We start from the raw sequence: 18,906 nt of genomic DNA, 5'->3' as shown, positions 1-18,906 counted from the left end.
GTGTGGCACCTGAAAAGTGCCGTTGGTCCGTTGTGCAAACTATAGCGCTGCCGAGAATAACCATGTGCCGCCATGGAGTGTCGAAAAAACGACGCTCTTGCCCCATCGAACGACCATGGCGATTGAAGCATGGCCCTCGATGGGTGCATTGTTGAACCATTCAAGCGAGGGCGATCCATGAAAAAGCGTGTCGCGCTGGTATTGGGCTCGGGTGGAGCCCGGGGTTATGCGCATATTGGGGTCATTGAAGAGATCGAACGGCGCGGCTATGACATTGCCTGTATCGCCGGTTGCTCCATGGGCGCGGTGGTGGGCGGGATCTATGCCGCCGGCAAACTCAATGATTACCGCGACTGGATCGAGAGCCTGGATTATCTCGACGTGTTGCGTCTGGTGGACGTGAGTTTTCGTCTGGGGGCGATTCGTGGCGAGAAGGTATTCGGGCAGATCCGCAAGATCGTCGGCGAGGTCAACATCGAAGACTTGCGTATCCCCTACACCGCGGTTGCCACCGACCTGACCAACCAGCAGGAAATCTGGTTCCAGGAAGGTTGCCTGCATCAGGCCATGCGCGCCTCGGCAGCGATTCCCAGCCTGTTTACCCCAGTGATGCAGGGCAACCGCATGCTGGTCGACGGCGGCATTCTCAACCCGCTGCCGATCGTGCCCGTAGTGTCGAGCCATTGCGACTTGATCATCGCGGTCAACCTCAACTCCACCAACCAGCGCCACTATCAATTGCCGGTCATCCAGCGCCCCGCCGCCTTCAAGACCCGCTTCGACAGCCTGATCAACTCCGTCGGCTCGAAGTTGCCGTTCCGGCGCAAACAGGCTGAACAATTGTTGGTTCTGGAACAGGAAGCCTTGAAGGCCGAAGGAGCGGACTTCAACCCGTGGATCGAATCCGCCGAGCCCGAGGCGCAGCAACCGGCGGCCGCTCCGCAAACCAGTGGTGCACCCCGCTCCGCCACCGGTTCGTTCATCATCGACAACGTCGGGCCGGCGTCCTTGCTGGATCTGATCAACCAGAGTTTCGAGGTGATGCAGACGTCGCTGGCGCAATACAAGATTGCCGGGTATCCACCGGACATTCTGATCAACGTGCCCAAGCGCGTGTGCCGGTTTTTCGAGTTCTACAAGGCGCCGGAGCTGATCGCGCTGGGACGGGAGATTGCGCGGGATACGCTGGACCGGTATGAGAATGAGCAGAACTGACTGTCTGAAAACTCTCGATTGAATGTAATGCCCTCATCGCGAGCAGGCTCGCTCCCACAGTGAATCTTTGGTGTACACAAAGTTTGTGTCTGACCAGGGGATCCCATGTAGGAGCGAGCCTGCTCGCGATGGGGGCGGATCATTCAGCACAAAACTAAAGGCTGTCTTCACTCAACAACCGATACCCCACCCCCGCCTCGGTTACGATGAACCTTGGTTGGGTCGGATCATCCGCCAGTTTCTGGCGCAAGTGCCCGACTACGATGCGCAGGTAATGAGTGTCTTCGGTGTGAGTCGGCCCCCAGATATCCTTGAGCAATTGCTGTTGGGTGATCACTCGCCCGGGATGCCGCGCCAGTTGCGCCAGCACAGCGTATTCCTTGCGAGTCAGCGCGACTTCGGCGCCGTCGAGCAGCACCCGGCGATACGCCAGGTCGACGGTCAACGGACCGAAGGTCAGCGCCGCTTGCTGGACCTCGCCTACGGGCGCCTGGCGCAACAACGCACGAACCCGTGCCAGGAATTCCTGAATGCCGAACGGCTTGGTCACGTAGTCATTGGCGCCGCCATCCAGGGCCTCGACTTTCTGCCCTTCACCGGCGCGCACGGAGAGCACCAGCACCGGCACCGTCGACCACTCGCGAAAATCGCGCAATACCTGTTGGCCGTCCATGTCCGGCAGGCCGAGGTCGAGCACCAGTAAATCCGGTTTGTTCAGCGCGGCTTGTGCCAATCCTTCGCTGCCGGTGGCGGCCTCCAGCACTTTATAGCCCTGGGACGCGAGGCTGATGCGCAGGAATTTGCGGATCTGCGGTTCATCATCGATGACCAAAATGGTCGCGGTCTGGCTCATGAATTCACATCAACACCAAGAAGTGGCAAGAGAGTAGCGCAAGCACAATCAGGCTTCACCTTCGTATCCCGGCTGAGCCTGTAGCGGCAGATGTAAAGAGATGCAGGTGCCACGCCCCTCGATGCCGTCGGCGACGCTGATGCGCCCGCCGTGGGCACCGACCATACCCTGACAAATCGCCAGCCCCAGCCCGGTACCCTGCCCGCCACGATCACCTCGCGCCGCGGTGTAGAACATGTCGAAAATTTTCGCCCGTTCCGCCTCCGGAATGCCCGGCCCCTCATCGCTGACCGAAAAAAACAGCTCACTGTCATCAACCCCGGCGCGCAATTGCAAACGCCCGTGGGGCGGCGAGAACCGCGCGGCGTTTTCCAGCACGTTGATCAGTGCCTGTTCGATCAGCGCGGCATGGACGAACAGCAGCGGCAATTGCGCCGGTACTTCGGTGCTGACCTGCAGCGACGCGAGTACCGCGCGCAAGCGATTGAGCGCACTGCCGACGATGTCCGCCGGCGACACCCAGTCCCGCGCCAGCTTCAGGGCACCGTGGCCGAGCCGGGTCATATCGAGCAGGTTTTGGATGTAGCGGTCCAGACGCTCGGCTTCATCGCGGGTGCCTTCGAGCAGTTCACGCCGATCCTCCAGCGGGATCGCTTCACCCAGGGCCAGCAGGCTGTCGATACTGCCGCGCATGGATGTCAGCGGTGTGCGCAGATCATGGGACACCGAAGCCAGCAAGGCACTGCGCAGTTGCTCGGTTTCGCCGTGCAGCCGCGCCGCTTCCAGATCATCGGCCAGTTGCGCCCGGGCCAGCGCCTGGGCCAGCGGCTGGCTCAGCGCGGTCAACAAGCGTCGGCGCTGGCCGCTCAGGACCTGGCCGTCCCTGGCACATACGCCGAGCAACGCCAGCGGGCCGCCCTCCACCGATAACGGCCACCACCACCAGCGGCCGAACGGCAATGTGCCGGTGCCCGCACCCGCCGGTTGATCGTGCTGCCAGGCCCAGTCGGCGGCGGCGCGCTCGGCTTCAGTGAACTCCAGCGGGCCACCGGTTTCGACTTTCCAGCCGTTTTGCCCGTCGCGATTGAGCAGGCACAGTTGTACATCACTCCAACCGTTGAGGTGCTGGGCAGCCGCGCTGACCACAGCCTGACGGTCGGTGGCGGCGGTGAGTTTGCGTGACAGGTCGAGCAACTCGGTGGTCTCTTCCTGTGTATCGCGCAGTGCCTGCAATTGCCTGCGCTGGCGCGCCGCGAGGTTACCGGTGAGGGCCGCCATCAGCAGGAAGAACAGCAAGGTCAGCACGTCTTCTTCGCGCTGGATGCTGAAAGAGAAATTCGGTGGAATGAACAGAAAGTCATAGGTCAGAAACGACAGCGCGGCACAGGCCAGAGCCGGCCCGAGGCTGCTGCGCACCGCCACCAGCAAAACGGCGGCAAGGAACACCAGAGAAATATTTGGCAGCGGCAGAACACTCGCCACGGCCCAGGCCAGGGCGCTGGCCAGAACCGTCGCGAACACGGCCAGGGCGTAGTCGAACCAGACCAGCGACTGCATCGACCGCTGATGGGGTTGATGCTGTTGGTGATCGCTATCGAGAACGTTGATTTCCAGTCCGCGAGCATTGCGCAGCAGCCGCGCCGCCAGCCCGCCACCGAACAGACGTCGGCGCAAGCGCGGCCGGGACTGACCGACCAGCACCAGGCTGGCGCGGCGTTCGGCGGCATGCTGGATCAGGGTTTTCGCCACTTCACCGGCCCGTAGCAACACCACTTCGCCCCCCAGCCGTTCAGCCAGTTGCTGGGCACTTTGCAGGCGCAGGCGCGACTGCTCGTCACGCACGCGGCCGTTGTCCACATGCACCAGGCTCCAGGGCAGGTGCCGCCGCTGGGCCACGCGACTGGCATGCCGCACCAGGCGCTCAGCCTGGGCATCGCCGTCGACCCCCACCAGCAAACGCCCGCGCACGGCTGGCGCCGCTTGACCGAGTTGGCGATAGCCCTGGGCCAGATCGTTATCGACCTGAGCCGCCGCGGTTTGCATCGCCAGTTCGCGCAGGGCCGTCAGGTTGGTCTGGGAAAAGAACGCATCGATGGCCGCCCGCGCCTGCTCCGGCACATAGACCTTGCCGTCGCGCAAACGCTCCAGCAACTCCCGCGGCGGCAAGTCGATCAGCAGCAGTTCGTAGGCTTCCTGCAACACCCAGTCCGGAAGGGTTTCACGGACCTGCACGCCGGTGATGCCACGCACCTGGTCGTTGAGGCTTTCCAGATGCTGGACGTTGACCGTGGTGTACACATCAATGCCGGCGGCGAGCAGTTCCTGAATGTCTTGCCAGCGCTTTTCGTGACGACTTCCCGGGGCGTTGGTGTGGGCCAGCTCGTCGACCAGCACCAGTTTCGGCTTGGCTTTGATCAGACCGTCGAGGTCCATTTCTTCGAGCAACACGCCACGGTATTCCGAACGCACCAACGGCTGCTGCGGCAAACCGCTGAGCAGCGCTTCGGTTTCGGCCCGGCCGTGGGTTTCGACAACGCCGGCGATAACTTTCACCCCTTGGCGTAACTGGGTGTGGGCCGCTTGCAACATGGCGTAGGTCTTGCCGACACCCGGCGCGGCGCCGAGAAATACCTTGAGCCGTCCACGGCCATCGCGGGGCAGGTCTGCTAACAGCGCGTCGGCGCGGCCGGAGTTGCTCATGCTTGGGGATCTCTTTTTTCGGATGTTTGTGTAGTGCCTGTCAGACCGCTATCGCGAGCAAGCTCGCTCCCACAGTTGGAATGCGTACTCCTGTGGGAGCGAGCCTGCTCGCGATTGGCTGCGCCGCCGATTTACAGTTTTTCCAGCGCCAGATTCAACTCAAGCACATTCACCACCGGCGGGCCTACCAGTGGCTGCTCGATGTGGGTGTCCAGCAGTTGCTGCAGGGTCGCTACCGGCAGGTTGCGCGCCGTCGCGACACGCGCCAGTTGATAGGCAATCGCTGCCGGTGGCAAGTGCGGATCGAGACCGCTGCCGGACGTAGTGACCAGCGCCAGTGGCACCGGTCCCTGGCCTGGCACCAGCAGTTTAGTGGCATCGTCGATCACCCGCGTGGCCAGCACCGGGTTGCTGGGCGACAGGTTGCTGGCACTGCTCGACACGGTGGCAAAGGCACCGGCCGAAGGGCGCGGGTGGAACCAGGCATCACCGACGAAATCCTGGGCGATCAGCGAAGAGCCGCGGACCTTGCCCTCGGCATCGCGCACCAGGCTGCCATTGGCCTGATCCGGGAAAGCCACCTGGGCCACGCCGGTGACCACCAGTGGATAAGCGACGCCGGTGATCAGCGTCATCAGGACCAGCAGGCTCAGGGCCGGGCGTATCAATGTGGACATTTCAGAATCCTCTAATTCACAGGAAAAACCTGTGGGAGCGAGCTTGCTCGCGATGCAATTGAGAGCGCCGCGTACAGTCAGGAAGCACGCGTTATCGTTAACCACCATCGTCGGAACGCCGCCCGGAGCAAGCTCGCTCCTACAGGGGCGTTTTCAGTCAAACCAAATGCAACGCCGTCAACAGCATGTCGATCGCCTTGATGCCCACGAACGGCACCAGAATCCCGCCCAGGCCGTAGATCAACAGATTGCGCCGCAGCAACGCCGCCGCACTCGCCGCTTGCACCCGCACACCGCGCAACGCCAGAGGAATCAGCACCACAATGATCAAGGCGTTGAACACGATCGCCGACAGAATCGCGCTCTGCGGACTGCTCAGGTGCATCACGTTGAGTACGCCCAATTGCGGGTAGATCGCGGCGAACAGCGCCGGCAGAATCGCGAAATACTTGGCCACGTCGTTGGCGATGGAAAAGGTCGTCAGCGCACCTCGGGTGACCAGCAATTCCTTGCCGATCTGCACCACGTCCAGCAGCTTGGTCGGGTCGCTGTCGAGATCGACCATGTTGGCCGCTTCACGTGCCGCTTGCGTGCCGTCGTTCATCGCCATACCGACGTCCGCCTGGGCCAGGGCCGGGGCGTCGTTGGCGCCGTCGCCGCACATGGCGACCAGGCGACCGTCGTTTTGCTCGTGACGAATGCGCGCCAGTTTTTTCTCCGGCGTGGCTTCGGCCAGCACATCGTCCACACCCGCTTCGGCAGCGATGGCGGCGGCGGTCAGCGGGTTGTCGCCGGTGACCATGACGGTGCGGATCCCCAGCTTGCGCAACTCGGCGAAACGCTCGCGGATGCCGGGCTTGACCACGTCCTTGAGGTGGATCGCGCCGAGCAGTTTACCGTTGGCACACACCAGCAACGGGGTACCGCCGCTTTGGGCGATCTTGTCGATTTCACGGGACAACGGTGCCGCCAGATCAGCACGCTTGAGGCCCACGAACGCCAGCAACGAATCCACCGCGCCTTTGCGGTACACGCGCCCTTGATAGTCGACACCGGACAAGCGGGTTTCGGCACTGAATGGCACGGCTGTCAGCAAGTCAGAGGACGGCTCCGGTTGCGGATGAGTGCCACGCAAGTACTCGACGATCGACTTGCCTTCGGCAGTGTCGTCGGCCAGCGAAGCCAGCAATGCGCCCTCGGCCAGCTCCCTGGTTGTCACGCCTGGCGCGGCATACACTGCCGAGCAACGACGGTTACCGAAGGTGATGGTGCCGGTCTTGTCCAGCAGCAGGACGTGCACGTCCCCCGCCGCTTCCACCGCACGACCGGACTTGGCGATCACGTTCAGGCGCACCAGTCGATCCATTCCGGCGATACCAATGGCCGACAGCAAACCGCCGATGGTGGTCGGGATCAACGTGACCAACAGCGCCACCAGGAACACCAGCGGCAGGCTGCCATTGGCGAAGTGGGCGAACGGTTGCAGGGTCACCACGACCAGCAGGAAGATCAGGGTCAGGCCGATCAGCAGGATGTCGAGCGCCACTTCGTTCGGGGTCTTCTGCCGTTTGGCGCCTTCGACCAGAGCGATCATGCGGTCCAGGGTCGACTCGCCGGGGTTGGCGGTGATTTTCACCAGCAGCCAGTCGGACACCAGTCGGGTGTTGCCGGTAACGGCCGAGCGGTCGCCGCCGGACTCGCGAATCACGGGTGCCGATTCACCGGTAATCGCCGCTTCGTTGACCGCCGCGATGCCTTCAATCACCTCGCCGTCACCGGGAATCATCTCCCCCGCTTCGACGCGCACCACATCGCCTTTGCGCAGGTTGGCGGCCGGCACCACCTGAAAGCTGCCATTGCCGGTTTTGCGCCGGGCGCTGAGGCCTTCGCTGCCGGCCTTGAGGCTGTCGGCGCGGGCCTTGCCACGGCCTTCGGCCAGGGCTTCGGCGAAGTTGGCGAACAGCACSGTGAACCACAGCCACACCGCGATTTGCGCGGCAACGAAGGTCGGCACCGCCGTGTCGGGAATGAAGCACAGCACGGTGGTCAGGATCGCCGTCAGTTCGACCACCAGCATCACCGGCGCACGCTGCAATTGCCGTGGGTCAAGCTTGACGAAGGCTTGCAGCAGCGCCGGGCGCCACAGGGCCGAGATCGCGGTTTTCGGTTGTTCCGGCGCTTTCATGGCGACCGGTTTAATTACGGGCATATTCATCAAATAATCCTCAGAAGCCCATGCTCAGATGTTCAGCGATAGGACCCAGCGCCAACGTCGGCAAGAAGGTCAAGCCACCCACCAGCAAGATGGTCACGGTCAGCAGGGTCACGAACAGCGGGCCGTGGGTCGGGAAGCTGTTCTGCCCGATCGGTGCGGTTTTCTTCATCGCCAGGCTGCCGGCCAGGGCCAGAACCGGGAGGATGTAACCGAAGCGACCGATCAACATGCCAAGGCCCAGCATCAGGTTGTGGAACGGGGTGTTGGCGCCGAAGCCACCAAACGCCGAACCGTTGTTGGCACTGGCCGAGGTGTAGGCGTAGAGCAGTTGACTGAAACCATGGGCGCCAGGGTTGCTCACAGCGGCCACCGGACCTGGCAGGCTGGCGGCGATCGCGCCGAGCACCAGTACGCCAATCGGCATGACCATCAGGGTCACCACCAGCAATTGCACTTCTTTGGCTTGCAGTTTCTTGCCGAGGTATTCCGGGGTGCGGCCGATCATCAGGCCGGCGAGGAACACCGCGATCAGCACGTTGAGCAACATGCCGTAGAGCCCGGCACCGACGCCGCCGAAGATCACTTCGCCAACCATCATGTTGACCAGCGCCACCATGCCACTCAGCGGGTTGAGGCTGTCGTGCATGGCGTTGACCGAACCGTTGGACGCGGCCGTGGTGGTCACCGACCACAACACCGTGGCAGTGGTGCCGAAACGCGCTTCCTTGCCTTCCAGCGGTGCAGTCTGTTCGACAGCGACATTGTTCAGGGCCGGGTTCGGTTGGTATTCAGCCCACAGCGAGGTCGCGCCGCCGATCAGGAACAGCGCCAGCATGCAGGCAATGATCGCGCGGCTCTGGCGCAGGTCCTTCACGTAATGGCCGAAGGTGAACACCAGCGCGACGGGGATCAGAATGATCGAGGCCATTTCGAACAGGTTGCTCCACGCGGTCGGGTTCTCGAACGGATGCGCTGAGTTCACGCCGAAGAAACCGCCACCATTGGTGCCCAATTGCTTGATCGCAATCTGGCTGGCGGCCGGGCCGAGCGGGATCACTTGATCAACCCCCTGCATCGTCACCGCATTCACGTACTGGGCGAAGGTTTGCGGCACGCCCTGCCAGACCAGGTACAGCGCCAGCAGCAGGCACATGGGCAGCAAGCCGTAGAGGGTGGCGCGGGTCATGTCGACCCAGAAGTTGCCCAGGGACTGGGTGGACTTGCGCCCGATACCGCGGCAAAGAGCAACCAGCACAGCGAGACCGGTGGCGGCGCTGACGAAGTTCTGCACGGTGAGGCCGACCATCTGGCTCAAGTAGCTCAGGGACGCTTCACCGCTGTAGGCCTGCCAGTTGGTGTTGGTCATGAAGCTGACGGCGGTGTTGAACGCCAGTGTCCACTCCTGGCCCGGCAGGTTTTGCGGGTTCAGCGGCAAGTGGTCCTGGAACAACAGGATCGCGAACAGCAGCAGGAAACCCGCGAGGTTGAAGGCGAGCAAGGCCAGCGTGTACTTCTGCCAGCTCTGTTCGGCTTGCGGATCGACGCCGGCCAGACGATAACAACCGCGTTCGACCGGACCGAGAACCGGCGTTAGCCAGGTGCGCTGCCCTTCCATCACCTTGTAGTAGAAGCGCCCGAGAAACGGCGCCGGGACCAATACCAGGGCGAAAAACCCGAGGATCAGCCAATAGTCATAACTGTGCATAGCCGCTCCTAGTTCCGGTCCGCGCGCAGCAGCGCAACCAACAGATAAATGAACAGTCCCACTGCCAGCAGCAGCGACACCCCGTCCAGAACGCTCATGGAAGTTCTCCGTGTTACGGCGTATTGCCGTGTGTGGAGTCATTGTCGGAAAGGAGGCTGTAAAGGAACGAGATCGAGGGTGCGGGCGGGGCATAAAGAAAACGTAAAGAGTGGGTTTACGCAGGGGTTACAGGGTGTGTGGAAGAGTTCCAGTGCGAAAAAAACGGGAGTGTCGCAGGTAGAACTCTAAATTGTGCGCGAGAGTAGTGAGGGATGACTGCAAGTCATGGATAATCCCGCCCGATTGGCGCGACGCAACCGAATGGGGTCAAGAACTCTTGCACCTCCCCGCTCGCGCCTGCAAGCTACCGTTATCCGCATTACTGAAAAAGGCTGGCCCAACGTGCGTATCCTTATTACCGGCGGAGCCGGTTTCATAGGCTCGGCCCTTGTTCGCGAGCTGATTCAACACACTGAGCATGAAGTGCTCAACCTGGACAAACTGACGTATGCCGGCAATCTCGAATCGCTGACCAGCATTGCCAACGACACTCGCTACGAGTTCGTTCAGGCCGATATCGTGGATCAGGCGAGCGTCACAGCCGTGCTGGCACGTTTCCAGCCTCACGCGATCATGCACCTGGCAGCGGAGTCCCACGTCGACCGTTCCATCGACGGGCCATCGGAATTCATCCAGACCAACATCGTCGGCACCTACAGCCTGCTCGAAGCCAGCCGCGCCTATTGGCAAGCCCTGCCGGAGCCTGAGAAAAGCGCCTTCCGCTTTCATCACATTTCCACTGACGAGGTTTACGGCGACCTGCACGGTGCCGACGATCTGTTTACGGAAACGACGCCGTACGCACCGAGCTCGCCCTACTCCGCCAGCAAGGCAGCGTCCGACCACCTGGTCCGCGCCTGGCAACGAACCTATGGCCTGCCGGTGCTGCTGACCAATTGCTCGAACAATTACGGGCCGTTCCACTTCCCCGAGAAACTGATTCCGCTGGTCATCCTCAATGCCTTGGCCGGCAAGCCGCTGCCGGTGTATGGCGATGGCCTGCAAGTTCGCGACTGGCTGTTCGTCGAAGATCATGCCCGGGCACTGATCAAAGTCGTGACCACCGGCACCGTCGGCGAGACCTACAATATCGGCGGGCACAACGAACAAAAGAACATCGACGTGGTGCGTGGCATCTGTGCCTTGCTTGAAGAACTGGCACCGCACAAGCCTGAGGGCGTTGCGCATTACGCCGACCTGATCACGTTCGTCCAGGATCGTCCTGGCCATGACTTACGCTACGCAATCGACGCCAGCAAGATTGAGCGCGAACTGGGCTGGGTGCCCGAAGAGACGTTCGAAACCGGCCTGCGCAAAACCGTTCAATGGTACCTGGACAACATGCAATGGTGCCGCCGTGTTCAAGATGGCAGCTATCAGGGCGAACGCCTTGGCGCCATCAATCCCAAGGAACTGCTCGCATGATGAAAGGCATCGTTTTGGCGGGTGGCTCGGGCACACGCCTGCACCCGATTACGCTCGGAGTGTCGAAGCAGCTGTTGCCGGTCTACGACAAGCCAATGATCTATTATCCGATCTCGGTGCTGATGCTGGCCGGCATCAAGGATATTCTGCTGATCTCCACCCCGCATGACCTGCCTCAATATCGCAATCTGCTGGGTGACGGCAGCCAGTTCGGGGTGAATTTCAGCTTTGCCGAGCAGCCATCACCGGACGGTCTGGCCCAGGCTTTTCTGATTGGCGAAGAGTTCATTGGCAATGACTCTGTGTGCCTGATCCTCGGCGACAACATCTTCCATGGTCAGCACTTTGGCGAACAATTGCAGAGCGCGGCAAAACGCTCTTCCGGCGCCACCGTGTTCGGATACTGGGTCAAAGACCCCGAGCGCTTCGGTGTCATCGATTTCGACAGCGACGGCCGCGCGCTTTCGATCGAGGAAAAACCGAAAAAGCCGAAATCAAGTTATGCCGTTACCGGCCTGTATTTCTACGACAACGACGTGATCGAGATTGCCAAGGCGGTAAAACCTTCACCTCGCGGCGAGCTGGAAATCACCGACGTCAACAATGCCTATCTGCAACGTGGCGATCTGCAGGTCGAACGCTTTGGTCGAGGTTTCGCCTGGCTCGACACTGGCACCCACGATAGCTTGCTCGAAGCCTCCCAGTACGTGCAAACCATCGAACACCGCCAAGGCCTCAAAGTTGCCTGTCTCGAAGAGATTGCCTATGAACATGGCTGGATCAACCGCGAGCAGTTGCTGGAGCGCGCCCGGTACTTCGGCAAAACCGGATATGGCCAGTACCTGGCCAAACTCGCAGGGGAAGAGCAATGAACCTGTGCGAGCCCGATTTGCCCGGTAACGAGACTGGACTATACCCGTGAAAATACTCATCAATGGCCGGCACGGTCAGGTTTCACATGAGTTGCAGCGGCGGCTGGGGGCTGTCGGCGAACTGATCGTATTGGGTCGCGATCAGCTCGATCTCGCGCAACCCGATCAGATTCGCCGTCAGGTGCAAAACGTCCGGCCCGATCTGATCATCAACGCAGCGGCCCATACCGCGGTTGATCTGGCAGAAAGCGAGCCGCAAACAGCCTTTGCCATTAATGCGGTAGCTCCTGGCATCCTCGCCGAAGAAGCGCTGGCTCTCGACATCCCGTTGATACATTACTCCACGGACTATGTATTCGACGGGATGAAAGCCGGCCCCTACAACGAGGACGACACGCCAAATCCGCTCGGGGTGTACGGCAAGAGCAAGCTGGCCGGTGAACAGGCCATCAGGGATGTGCAAGGTAAATATCTGATCCTGCGTACCAGTTGGGTCTATTCAACCCATGGCCGCAACTTTCTGCTGACGATGCAGCGTTTGCTGCAAGAGAAACCCGAGTTACGTGTAGTCGCCGATCAAATCGGAGCGCCTACATGGGCCGGTACAATCGCCAATAGCACCCTTGCCCTGATTGAACGCTGGCAGACGAACGAAGTTGCCAACTGGGGTACTTATCACCTGACCGCTCAAGGTGAAACCTCCTGGTTTGGCTTCGCCCAGGCGATCGGCGAAACATTGCGACAACAGGGCAGGCCCTGCGCCGACCTGTTACCGATCCCGTCCAGCGACTACCCTACGCCGGCCGCCCGACCGCTCAACTCGCGCCTGGATTGCAGTCGCTTGCAACGCGATTGGGGCGTCAGTCAACCTGACTGGCAAACGGCGTTGCGCGAGTGCCTTACTGAACAAAGCTGAGCATCAACCGCAGCCCGCACCAGCATTGAACTACGAAATCTCCGCGTCGCCGCGGTGTCGGGTAGCGGGTATGCGGGCTTGCTCGCGAAAGCGGCATCTGAAACAACTGCGCCCCTGACTGAAGCATAAAATTCGTGCATCCGGTGACGAACATCCCCGATACGACAGCTTTCAGCCCATTACGACGCACAATCGCGAAATGGCACGCCCACTGCACTGCCCCCCCTGAGCTTTCCAAACCACTCAGGGAGCAAACGCATGAACACACAACTCAAACCCACGCTGGGCACCTTGCATCTGTGGGGTATTGCGGTCGGGCTGGTGATTTCCGGAGAGTATTTCGGCTGGAGTTATGGCTGGGGCGTGGCCGGGACGCTGGGCTTTCTGGTGACCTCGTTCATGGTCGCCACCATGTACACCTGCTTCATCTTCAGTTTCACCGAGCTGACCACCGCCATTCCTCACGCCGGCGGCCCCTTTGCCTACAGCCGTCGCGCCTTTGGCGAAAAAGGCGGGTTGATCGCCGGGCTGGCGACACTGATCGAATTTGTCTTCGCTCCGCCGGCGATTGCCCTGGCCATCGGCGCCTATCTCAATGTCCAGTTTCCCGCCCTGGATCCGAAACACGCGGCAGTCGGTGCCTACATCGTGTTCATGGGCCTGAACATCCTTGGCGTAAAACTGGCAGCGACCTTCGAGTTGGTGGTCTGCGTGTTGGCGGTCGCCGAATTGCTGGTGTTCATGGGCGTCGTCGCCCCGGCATTCAGCTTCAGCAACTTCGCGCTCAATGGCTGGGCCGGCTCCGACGTGTTCGGTGCTCCGGCGATTGCCGGGATGTTCGCGGCCATCCCCTTCGCCATCTGGTTCTTCCTCGCCATCGAAGGTGCAGCCATGGCCGCCGAAGAAGCCAAGGACCCGAAGCGCACGATTCCCAAGGCTTACATCAGCGGTATTTTGACCTTGGTGCTACTGGCGATGGGCGTGATGTTCTTCGCCGGTGGCGTCGGCGACTGGCGCACCTTGTCGAACATCAACGACCCGCTGCCGCAGGCGATGAAAACCGTGGTCGGCGAAAGCTCGGGCTGGCTGCACATGCTGGTGTGGATCGGCCTGTTCGGCCTGGTGGCGAGTTTCCACGGGATCATCCTCGGCTACTCGCGGCAGTTCTTCGCCCTCGCCCGGGCCGGTTACCTACCGGCATCCCTGGCCAGATTATCGCGTTTTCAGACTCCACACCGGGCAATCGCCGCCGGCGGAGTAATCGGCATTGCAGCCATCTATAGCGACGGACTGATCAACCTCGGCGGCATGACGCTGACCGCCGCGATGATCACCATGGCCGTGTTCGGCGCCATCGTGATGTACATCATGAGCATGCTCAGCCTGTTCAAACTGCGTAAAACCGAGCCGAACCTGGAACGCACCTTCCGCGCTCCGTGCTACCCGCTGGTGCCGTTCATTGCACTGATGCTGGCGGTGGTGTGCCTGGTGGCGATGGCCTGGTTCAACACGCTGATCGGTCTGATCTTCCTGGGCTTCATGGTGGCAGGTTTCGTGTACTTCATGCTCACTGCGCAATTACGTGCCGACGCACCGGCGGATGCGATGTTGACCGGACATTGAAAGCGTTCGAGTGAACCTTGAACAACAGGCATAGAATAAGGGTGATAGCGATGGAACCCCATCACTCAAAGTGGTATGCACGATCGGTTGACGAACMTTCGCCGACCGCCTGTTTTCAAGGAGAGTCCTATGCCCTGGTATGCCTGGTTGATTCTGATCGTTGCCATCGGCTCGATCGTTGGTGGTCTGATGCTGCTGCGTGACACCGCCAACAAGGTCGAACTGACCGAGGAGCAACGTAAGCGCGTCGCCGAACGCAATGCGGAAATGGACGCCAAGGAAGCGCAGGACCGCTGACTGAAAACCCCCGCCTGGAACGGCGGGGTTTGTTTTTGCGTGAAAGCGCCCGAAACCATGCCGCTTTGTCCCCATATCGAAGCATCTGCATGCTTTTTAGAAGTAGAAGTACAGTCACCATGCAATTTTCATTGGTTAATATGGGCCGCATTGATGCGGAGATATCAGATGCGTTACTCGCAGGACCATAAAGCCCAGACCCACCAACGCATAATCAAGGAAGCTTCAGCGCGTTTTCGACGCGACGGTATCGGCGCGACCGGGCTGCAACCCCTGATGAAAGCACTGGGCTTGACCCACGGTGGCTTTTACTCGCACTTCAAATCCAAAGACGAACTGGTGGAAAAAGCCTTGCAAGAGGCTGGCGAACAAGTCGACAAGTTGTGCGAGCAAATCTTCGCCGAGGAGCATCCACTCGAAGCCTTCATCGACGCTTATCTGTCCGAATGGCATCAAACCTCACCTCAGGAAGGCTGCCCACTGTTGACCATTTCCTCGGAACTGGGGCTGCGTGGTCAACCGAGTCCAACCAGCGACGTCGTGCTCCAGGCGCGAATCGATCAGATCCAGCACACCCTTGACGGAGCGCGCACCGCCGAGCGCAGCATCGTCATCATGTCTACGCTGGTCGGCGCCTTGCTGTTATCCCGCAGCGTTGCCGACGCCGAGTTTGCCCAACGGATTCTCGACGTCGCACGCGAACACCTCAAACACTCGCAGGATTAACCCTGCCAACGCTTGAACAGCACACTGGCATTGACCCCGCCAAATCCGAAGCCGTTGGACAATGCGTATTCGATCGCCATCGGCCGCGCGTTGCCATGAACGATGTCCACACCTTCAGTGGCAGGGTCCGGGTTCTCGAAATTGAGAGTCGCCGGCACGATCTGGTCGCGGATCGCCAGCAGCGTAAAGATCGCTTCGAGTCCTCCCGCTGCACCGAGCAAATGCCCGGTCGCCGACTTGGTCGATGTCACGGCGATGCCGTTTTGCGCACCGAACAGCGCCTTGATCGCTGCCAGCTCACCCAGATCACCCACCGGGGTCGAGGTTGCATGAGCATTCAGGTGCTGAACCTGAGCCGGTGAAACACCTGCCTGAGCCAATGCCAACGACATCGCTCGCCGCGCACCGCTGCCGTCTTCGGGGCCAGCGGTCAGGTGATAGGCATCGGCGCTGGTGCCGTAGCCGACCAGTTCCGCCAGAGGTTGAGCACCCCGAGCCAGTGCATGCTCCAGAGACTCGATAACCAGTAGCCCGGCCCCCTCTCCCATGACAAAGCCATCGCGACCATTGTCGAAAGGTCGCGAAGCGCGCTCAGGCGTTTCGTTGTAAGCGCTGGACAAGGCGCGAGCAGCTGCAAACCCGGCAAGACTGACCCGATCGATCGCCGCTTCCGCACCGCCGCACACCGCGATATCCGCCTCACCCGCACGAATCAGCCGCGCCGCGTCACCAATCGCCTGAACCCCGGCGGCGCATGCCGTGACGGGCGCGCCTAATGGCCCCTTGAAGCCATGCTGGATCGACACATGACCTGCCGCGAGGTTGACCAGAAACGACGGGATGGTGAATGGCGACAAACGTCTCGGACCACGGCTATCGGTGGTGCGCACCGCGTCGGCAATCGCGCCGAAACCACCCACACCTGAACCGATAATGGTGGCCGTGCGCTCCTGGGCATTGGCATCCAGCGCTTGCCAGCCGGCTTGTTCCAGTGCCTGACGCGCGGCCTCCATGGCGAACAGGATGAAGCGGTCCATCTTCTTCTGTTCCTTGGGTGGGGTTGCCCGGTCCGGATCGAAACCCGCCTGCGGATCATCAGCCAGCGTCGGCACCGCACCACCGACCTTGGCCGGCAGATCGGCAACCACCTCTTCAGGTAACTTGCGCAGCCCGGAACGCCCGGCCAACAGCCGTGCCCAGACCGCTTCGACACCGCTCCCCAGCGGCGATACCAGGCCCATGCCTGTTACAACTACGCGACGATCACTCATACCAAACACACCTCAAGCCGATTGATGGCGCTTACCGATAACGGGCAGCGGCCTTGCTTTTGGAAAGATTAGGCGCCATCACATGACGCGCCGCCACGAACGCATCCCAATCCGCCGCATCAGGCAACGAAGGAATAGTGATCAATTCACCTTGGTCCAGACCCGACAACGCAGCATCGACCATCTCTTCAGCCTCCATCACCATTTCCGCAGGAATTTGTGAAGCATCGATACCGGAGCGCTCCCAGATTTCAGTACGTGTCACACCGGGCAGCACCGCCTGAATCTTCACCCCGGTGCCATTCAGCTCGGCGTTCAACGATTGAGTCAAGCTCAATACATAAGCCTTGCTGGCGCTGTACGTCGCATTGAAACGCTCGGGAAACAATGCCACCACCGATGCAATATTGATGATCGTGCCGCGCCCGGCCTTGGTAAAACTGGCCGCAGCCGCCGAGGCCAATCGCGTGACCGCGGTGATATTCAACTGAATCATTCTCTCCAGTTGGTCGGTATCGGCATTGGCCAATAGCCCGTCCGCCGCCACACCGGCGTTATTGAGCAACAGGCTGATACTCGAATCGCTGCGTAACCGCTGTTCGAGCTGCAACACGTCGTCCTTCCGGGTCAGATCCGACTTCAGCACCTCGACCTTGATCCCATGCTCGGAGCGCAGCTTGCTCGCCGCCACTTCCAGCCGCTGCTCGTCGCGAGCCACCAGCAACAAATCAAAACCACGGGCTGCCAACCGCTCAGCGTAAACCGCCCCGATACCGGAAGAAGCGCCGGTGACGAGGGCCGTACCTTGGGACTGAACTGAATTCATGACGGTGCTCCTGAAGGATGCTGAAGGACGCCTGACGCCAAGGCACTTCGACGCAAGCGGTATTTATTATACGCATAATTCAAACGCAATATGATAGCCGTAATTTTCCATGTCCACGAAGCGGTCGGYTCTCGTCGGTGCCCAGGCCAGTATGAGAGAGTAGACCCTGAACAAACGCAAAACCGCGCCGAACCTCTGCGATGGAATGAACGGTATTGCGGGCCGACCGATAAATGGTGGGGCGGATGAACAGTGCGCATTCAACAGTAACTGAGCGACAGGACCTTCATGCGTCAAAGCAGCCCATAAGGCGATCAAAGCGAAGTCTGATTGGCGGAAATGGGCAGGACGTTTTCGTACTCAACGCAAGCCCGGGCTCGGACACCATCCAGGATTTCAAACAAGGTGAAGACACCCTGCATATCAACGGCTGGACGACTACCAAGGCAGTGACACAAATGCTGCAAACCAATGGGCTGGTCGTGACATTCGACACTGCAGTGATGGCGCTTACGTTGGCAATTTCACGCTGCTTGGGCAGACGACCTTGCTGAACAACGCGGACCTGTACTTTGCCTGATCCTGGGTAACCGACAAACCGTTCAAGTACTGCGACTGGCCCACCGGGCATAACTCTCGCTACTGGCAAAGGCCGATCAATGATCGACCTTTGTCGTCCAGTTTCGCCTTCAGTTCACCTCGATCCTGTCGCGGTTTCTATCCAGAAGCGCTTTGCCGATACCCTTCACTTCCAGCAATTCGTCAACTGACGCAAACGCACCATTACTTTCACGATAAGCAACAATTGCTTTCGCTTTGGCCTCGCCCACCCCAGCCAGCTCACGTTGCAGCGTAGGTACATCAGCACTATTGAGATCGACTTTGCCGGATGGCGCCTTGACGGCCACATCCTGCACCAGAGGCGCATTCGTCACCTCTGGTGCCTTGACAGGCGCGGCGATTGTCGTAAGGGAAGCGCTGGTGAGAAGGGCGAATACCAGAGAGTAGAAACTGCTTGTACGCATTAGTGAAACTCCATGACGTCGTTTGAGAAAGCAGCTTTTCCGAAGCTGCTCTCCAAACGTAGGCTATGCCATGGGACTGTCAAAAATGTGTACGTTACTGCATATGAAACAATCAGGGTTCCAGGCGGCGCTGCTGGTAGATCCAGTCGACAATCTCACCGTCGGGGGTGTAGCCGCTGACGGTGTCGCGCAACAACTGGCGGACGCGCGCATAGTCGTCCTGATCCACCGCGGCGAGCAACTCGGTCAACTTGCCCTTCAGCAAATCCCAGGACAGGTGATCCTCGTTGGCCGTCATGATCATTGGATGCTGGGTCGCGCTGACGTTGTCACCGATCAACAGCTCTTCGTAGAGCTTCTCACCCGGACGCAGCCCGGTGAATTCGATAGCGATGTCACCATGCAGGTTTTTTTCCGAACGGACGCTCAGGCCGGACAAATGGATCATTTTCTCGGCCAGC

At 60.5% G+C, this 18,906-nt stretch carries 17 protein-coding genes; 7 read left to right on the top strand and 10 right to left on the bottom strand.

The annotated features are described in order from the left end of the window. The first annotated feature begins 177 nt into the window (after positions 1-177). Entirely contained in the window at positions 178-1,215 is a 1,038-nt protein-coding gene (locus AB4Z35_RS15740) for a patatin-like phospholipase family protein (protein WP_442098021.1), read from the top strand. A 154-nt stretch (positions 1,216-1,369) separates the two neighbouring features. Here AB4Z35_RS15740 and AB4Z35_RS15735 read toward each other — a convergent pair whose 3' ends face one another. From AB4Z35_RS15735 to kdpF, 6 genes are all read right to left on the bottom strand, one after another. Beyond that, a complete protein-coding gene (locus AB4Z35_RS15735; RefSeq protein WP_442098020.1) occupies positions 1,370-2,068 on the bottom strand; it encodes a response regulator in 699 nt (232 codons plus the stop codon). Positions 2,069-2,116: 48 nt separating this feature from the next. Beyond that, positions 2,117-4,768 carry a DUF4118 domain-containing protein gene (locus AB4Z35_RS15730; protein WP_442098019.1) on the bottom strand — a complete coding sequence of 884 codons (2,652 nt, stop codon included), beginning with the start codon at positions 4,766-4,768 and terminating at the stop codon, positions 2,117-2,119. A gap of 131 nt (positions 4,769-4,899) precedes the next feature. Continuing rightward, entirely contained in the window at positions 4,900-5,445 is a 546-nt protein-coding gene (kdpC, locus tag AB4Z35_RS15725) for a potassium-transporting ATPase subunit KdpC (RefSeq protein ID WP_108229867.1), read from the bottom strand. 157 nt (positions 5,446-5,602) lie between these two features. Further along, complete coding sequence (gene kdpB / locus AB4Z35_RS15720; RefSeq protein WP_442098017.1) at positions 5,603-7,660, bottom strand: potassium-transporting ATPase subunit KdpB; 2,058 nt, start codon at positions 7,658-7,660, stop codon at positions 5,603-5,605. A 10-nt stretch (positions 7,661-7,670) separates the two neighbouring features. Next, positions 7,671-9,365 (bottom strand): potassium-transporting ATPase subunit KdpA, encoded by a 1,695-nt coding sequence (gene kdpA / locus AB4Z35_RS15715; RefSeq protein WP_442098016.1) that lies wholly within the window; start codon positions 9,363-9,365, stop codon positions 7,671-7,673. Between the two features lie 8 nt (positions 9,366-9,373). Next, positions 9,374-9,463, bottom strand: coding sequence for a K(+)-transporting ATPase subunit F (kdpF, locus tag AB4Z35_RS15710; RefSeq protein ID WP_007899818.1), 90 nt, complete (start codon positions 9,461-9,463; stop codon positions 9,374-9,376). Positions 9,464-9,806: 343 nt separating this feature from the next. On the opposite strand from kdpF, the gene rfbB reads away from it, so the two are divergent. The 6 genes from rfbB (at position 9,807) to AB4Z35_RS15680 (ending at position 15,323) form a co-directional block, all read left to right on the top strand. Further along, entirely contained in the window at positions 9,807-10,889 is a 1,083-nt protein-coding gene (rfbB, locus tag AB4Z35_RS15705) for a dTDP-glucose 4,6-dehydratase (RefSeq protein ID WP_442098015.1), read from the top strand. Next, positions 10,886-11,761 (top strand): glucose-1-phosphate thymidylyltransferase RfbA, encoded by an 876-nt coding sequence (gene rfbA / locus AB4Z35_RS15700; RefSeq protein ID WP_008003325.1) that lies wholly within the window; start codon positions 10,886-10,888, stop codon positions 11,759-11,761. The genes rfbB and rfbA overlap by 4 nt, the downstream gene beginning before the upstream one ends. Positions 11,762-11,807: 46 nt before the next feature. After that, on the top strand, positions 11,808-12,677 hold the full coding sequence (gene rfbD / locus AB4Z35_RS15695; RefSeq protein WP_442098014.1) for a dTDP-4-dehydrorhamnose reductase: 870 nt from the start codon (positions 11,808-11,810) through the stop codon (positions 12,675-12,677). 258 nt (positions 12,678-12,935) lie between these two features. Further along, entirely contained in the window at positions 12,936-14,300 is a 1,365-nt protein-coding gene (eat, locus tag AB4Z35_RS15690) for an ethanolamine permease (protein WP_442098013.1), read from the top strand. A 129-nt stretch (positions 14,301-14,429) separates the two neighbouring features. Beyond that, a complete protein-coding gene (locus AB4Z35_RS15685) occupies positions 14,430-14,597 on the top strand; it encodes a DUF2897 family protein (protein WP_442098012.1) in 168 nt (55 codons plus the stop codon). Positions 14,598-14,765: 168 nt separating this feature from the next. Continuing rightward, on the top strand, positions 14,766-15,323 hold the full coding sequence (locus AB4Z35_RS15680) for a TetR/AcrR family transcriptional regulator (protein ID WP_442098011.1): 558 nt from the start codon (positions 14,766-14,768) through the stop codon (positions 15,321-15,323). Here the strand turns inward: AB4Z35_RS15680 and fabF are convergent. From fabF to AB4Z35_RS15660, 4 genes are all read right to left on the bottom strand, one after another. Continuing rightward, positions 15,320-16,594 (bottom strand): beta-ketoacyl-ACP synthase II, encoded by a 1,275-nt coding sequence (gene fabF / locus AB4Z35_RS15675; RefSeq protein ID WP_442098010.1) that lies wholly within the window; start codon positions 16,592-16,594, stop codon positions 15,320-15,322. The two genes, AB4Z35_RS15680 and fabF, sit on opposite strands and share 4 nt — an antisense overlap. 31 nt (positions 16,595-16,625) lie before the next feature. Then, positions 16,626-17,420: an SDR family NAD(P)-dependent oxidoreductase gene (locus AB4Z35_RS15670; RefSeq protein WP_442098009.1), complete on the bottom strand. Its 795-nt coding sequence runs from the start codon at positions 17,418-17,420 to the stop codon at positions 16,626-16,628. 689 nt (positions 17,421-18,109) lie between these two features. Next, complete coding sequence (locus AB4Z35_RS15665) at positions 18,110-18,445, bottom strand: ComEA family DNA-binding protein (RefSeq protein WP_442098007.1); 336 nt, start codon at positions 18,443-18,445, stop codon at positions 18,110-18,112. A 112-nt stretch (positions 18,446-18,557) separates the two neighbouring features. After that, a partial coding sequence (locus AB4Z35_RS15660) for a polysaccharide biosynthesis protein (protein ID WP_442098006.1) occupies positions 18,558-18,906 on the bottom strand: 349 nt, incomplete at its 5' end.

This window comes from Pseudomonas sp. KB_15 (genome assembly GCF_052114525.1).
Lineage (GTDB): Bacteria > Pseudomonadota > Gammaproteobacteria > Pseudomonadales > Pseudomonadaceae > Aquipseudomonas.
Note: the sequence above shows the minus strand (reverse complement) of the source record. Positions and strands in the feature narration are given on the sequence as shown.

Coding starts and splice junctions, on each gene's coding strand:
- AB4Z35_RS15740 (WP_442098021.1), top strand. CDS start 178: ATGAAAAAGCGTGTCGCGCTGGTATTGGGCTCGGGTGGAGCCCGGGGT.
- AB4Z35_RS15735 (WP_442098020.1), bottom strand. CDS start 2,068: ATGAGCCAGACCGCGACCATTTTGGTCATCGATGATGAACCGCAGATC.
- AB4Z35_RS15730 (WP_442098019.1), bottom strand. CDS start 4,768: ATGAGCAACTCCGGCCGCGCCGACGCGCTGTTAGCAGACCTGCCCCGC.
- kdpC (WP_108229867.1), bottom strand. CDS start 5,445: ATGTCCACATTGATACGCCCGGCCCTGAGCCTGCTGGTCCTGATGACG.
- kdpA (WP_442098016.1), bottom strand. CDS start 9,365: ATGCACAGTTATGACTATTGGCTGATCCTCGGGTTTTTCGCCCTGGTA.
- kdpF (WP_007899818.1), bottom strand. CDS start 9,463: ATGAGCGTTCTGGACGGGGTGTCGCTGCTGCTGGCAGTGGGACTGTTC.
- rfbA (WP_008003325.1), top strand. CDS start 10,886: ATGATGAAAGGCATCGTTTTGGCGGGTGGCTCGGGCACACGCCTGCAC.
- eat (WP_442098013.1), top strand. CDS start 12,936: ATGAACACACAACTCAAACCCACGCTGGGCACCTTGCATCTGTGGGGT.
- AB4Z35_RS15685 (WP_442098012.1), top strand. CDS start 14,430: ATGCCCTGGTATGCCTGGTTGATTCTGATCGTTGCCATCGGCTCGATC.
- AB4Z35_RS15680 (WP_442098011.1), top strand. CDS start 14,766: ATGCGTTACTCGCAGGACCATAAAGCCCAGACCCACCAACGCATAATC.
- fabF (WP_442098010.1), bottom strand. CDS start 16,594: ATGAGTGATCGTCGCGTAGTTGTAACAGGCATGGGCCTGGTATCGCCG.
- AB4Z35_RS15670 (WP_442098009.1), bottom strand. CDS start 17,420: ATGAATTCAGTTCAGTCCCAAGGTACGGCCCTCGTCACCGGCGCTTCT.
- AB4Z35_RS15665 (WP_442098007.1), bottom strand. CDS start 18,445: ATGCGTACAAGCAGTTTCTACTCTCTGGTATTCGCCCTTCTCACCAGC.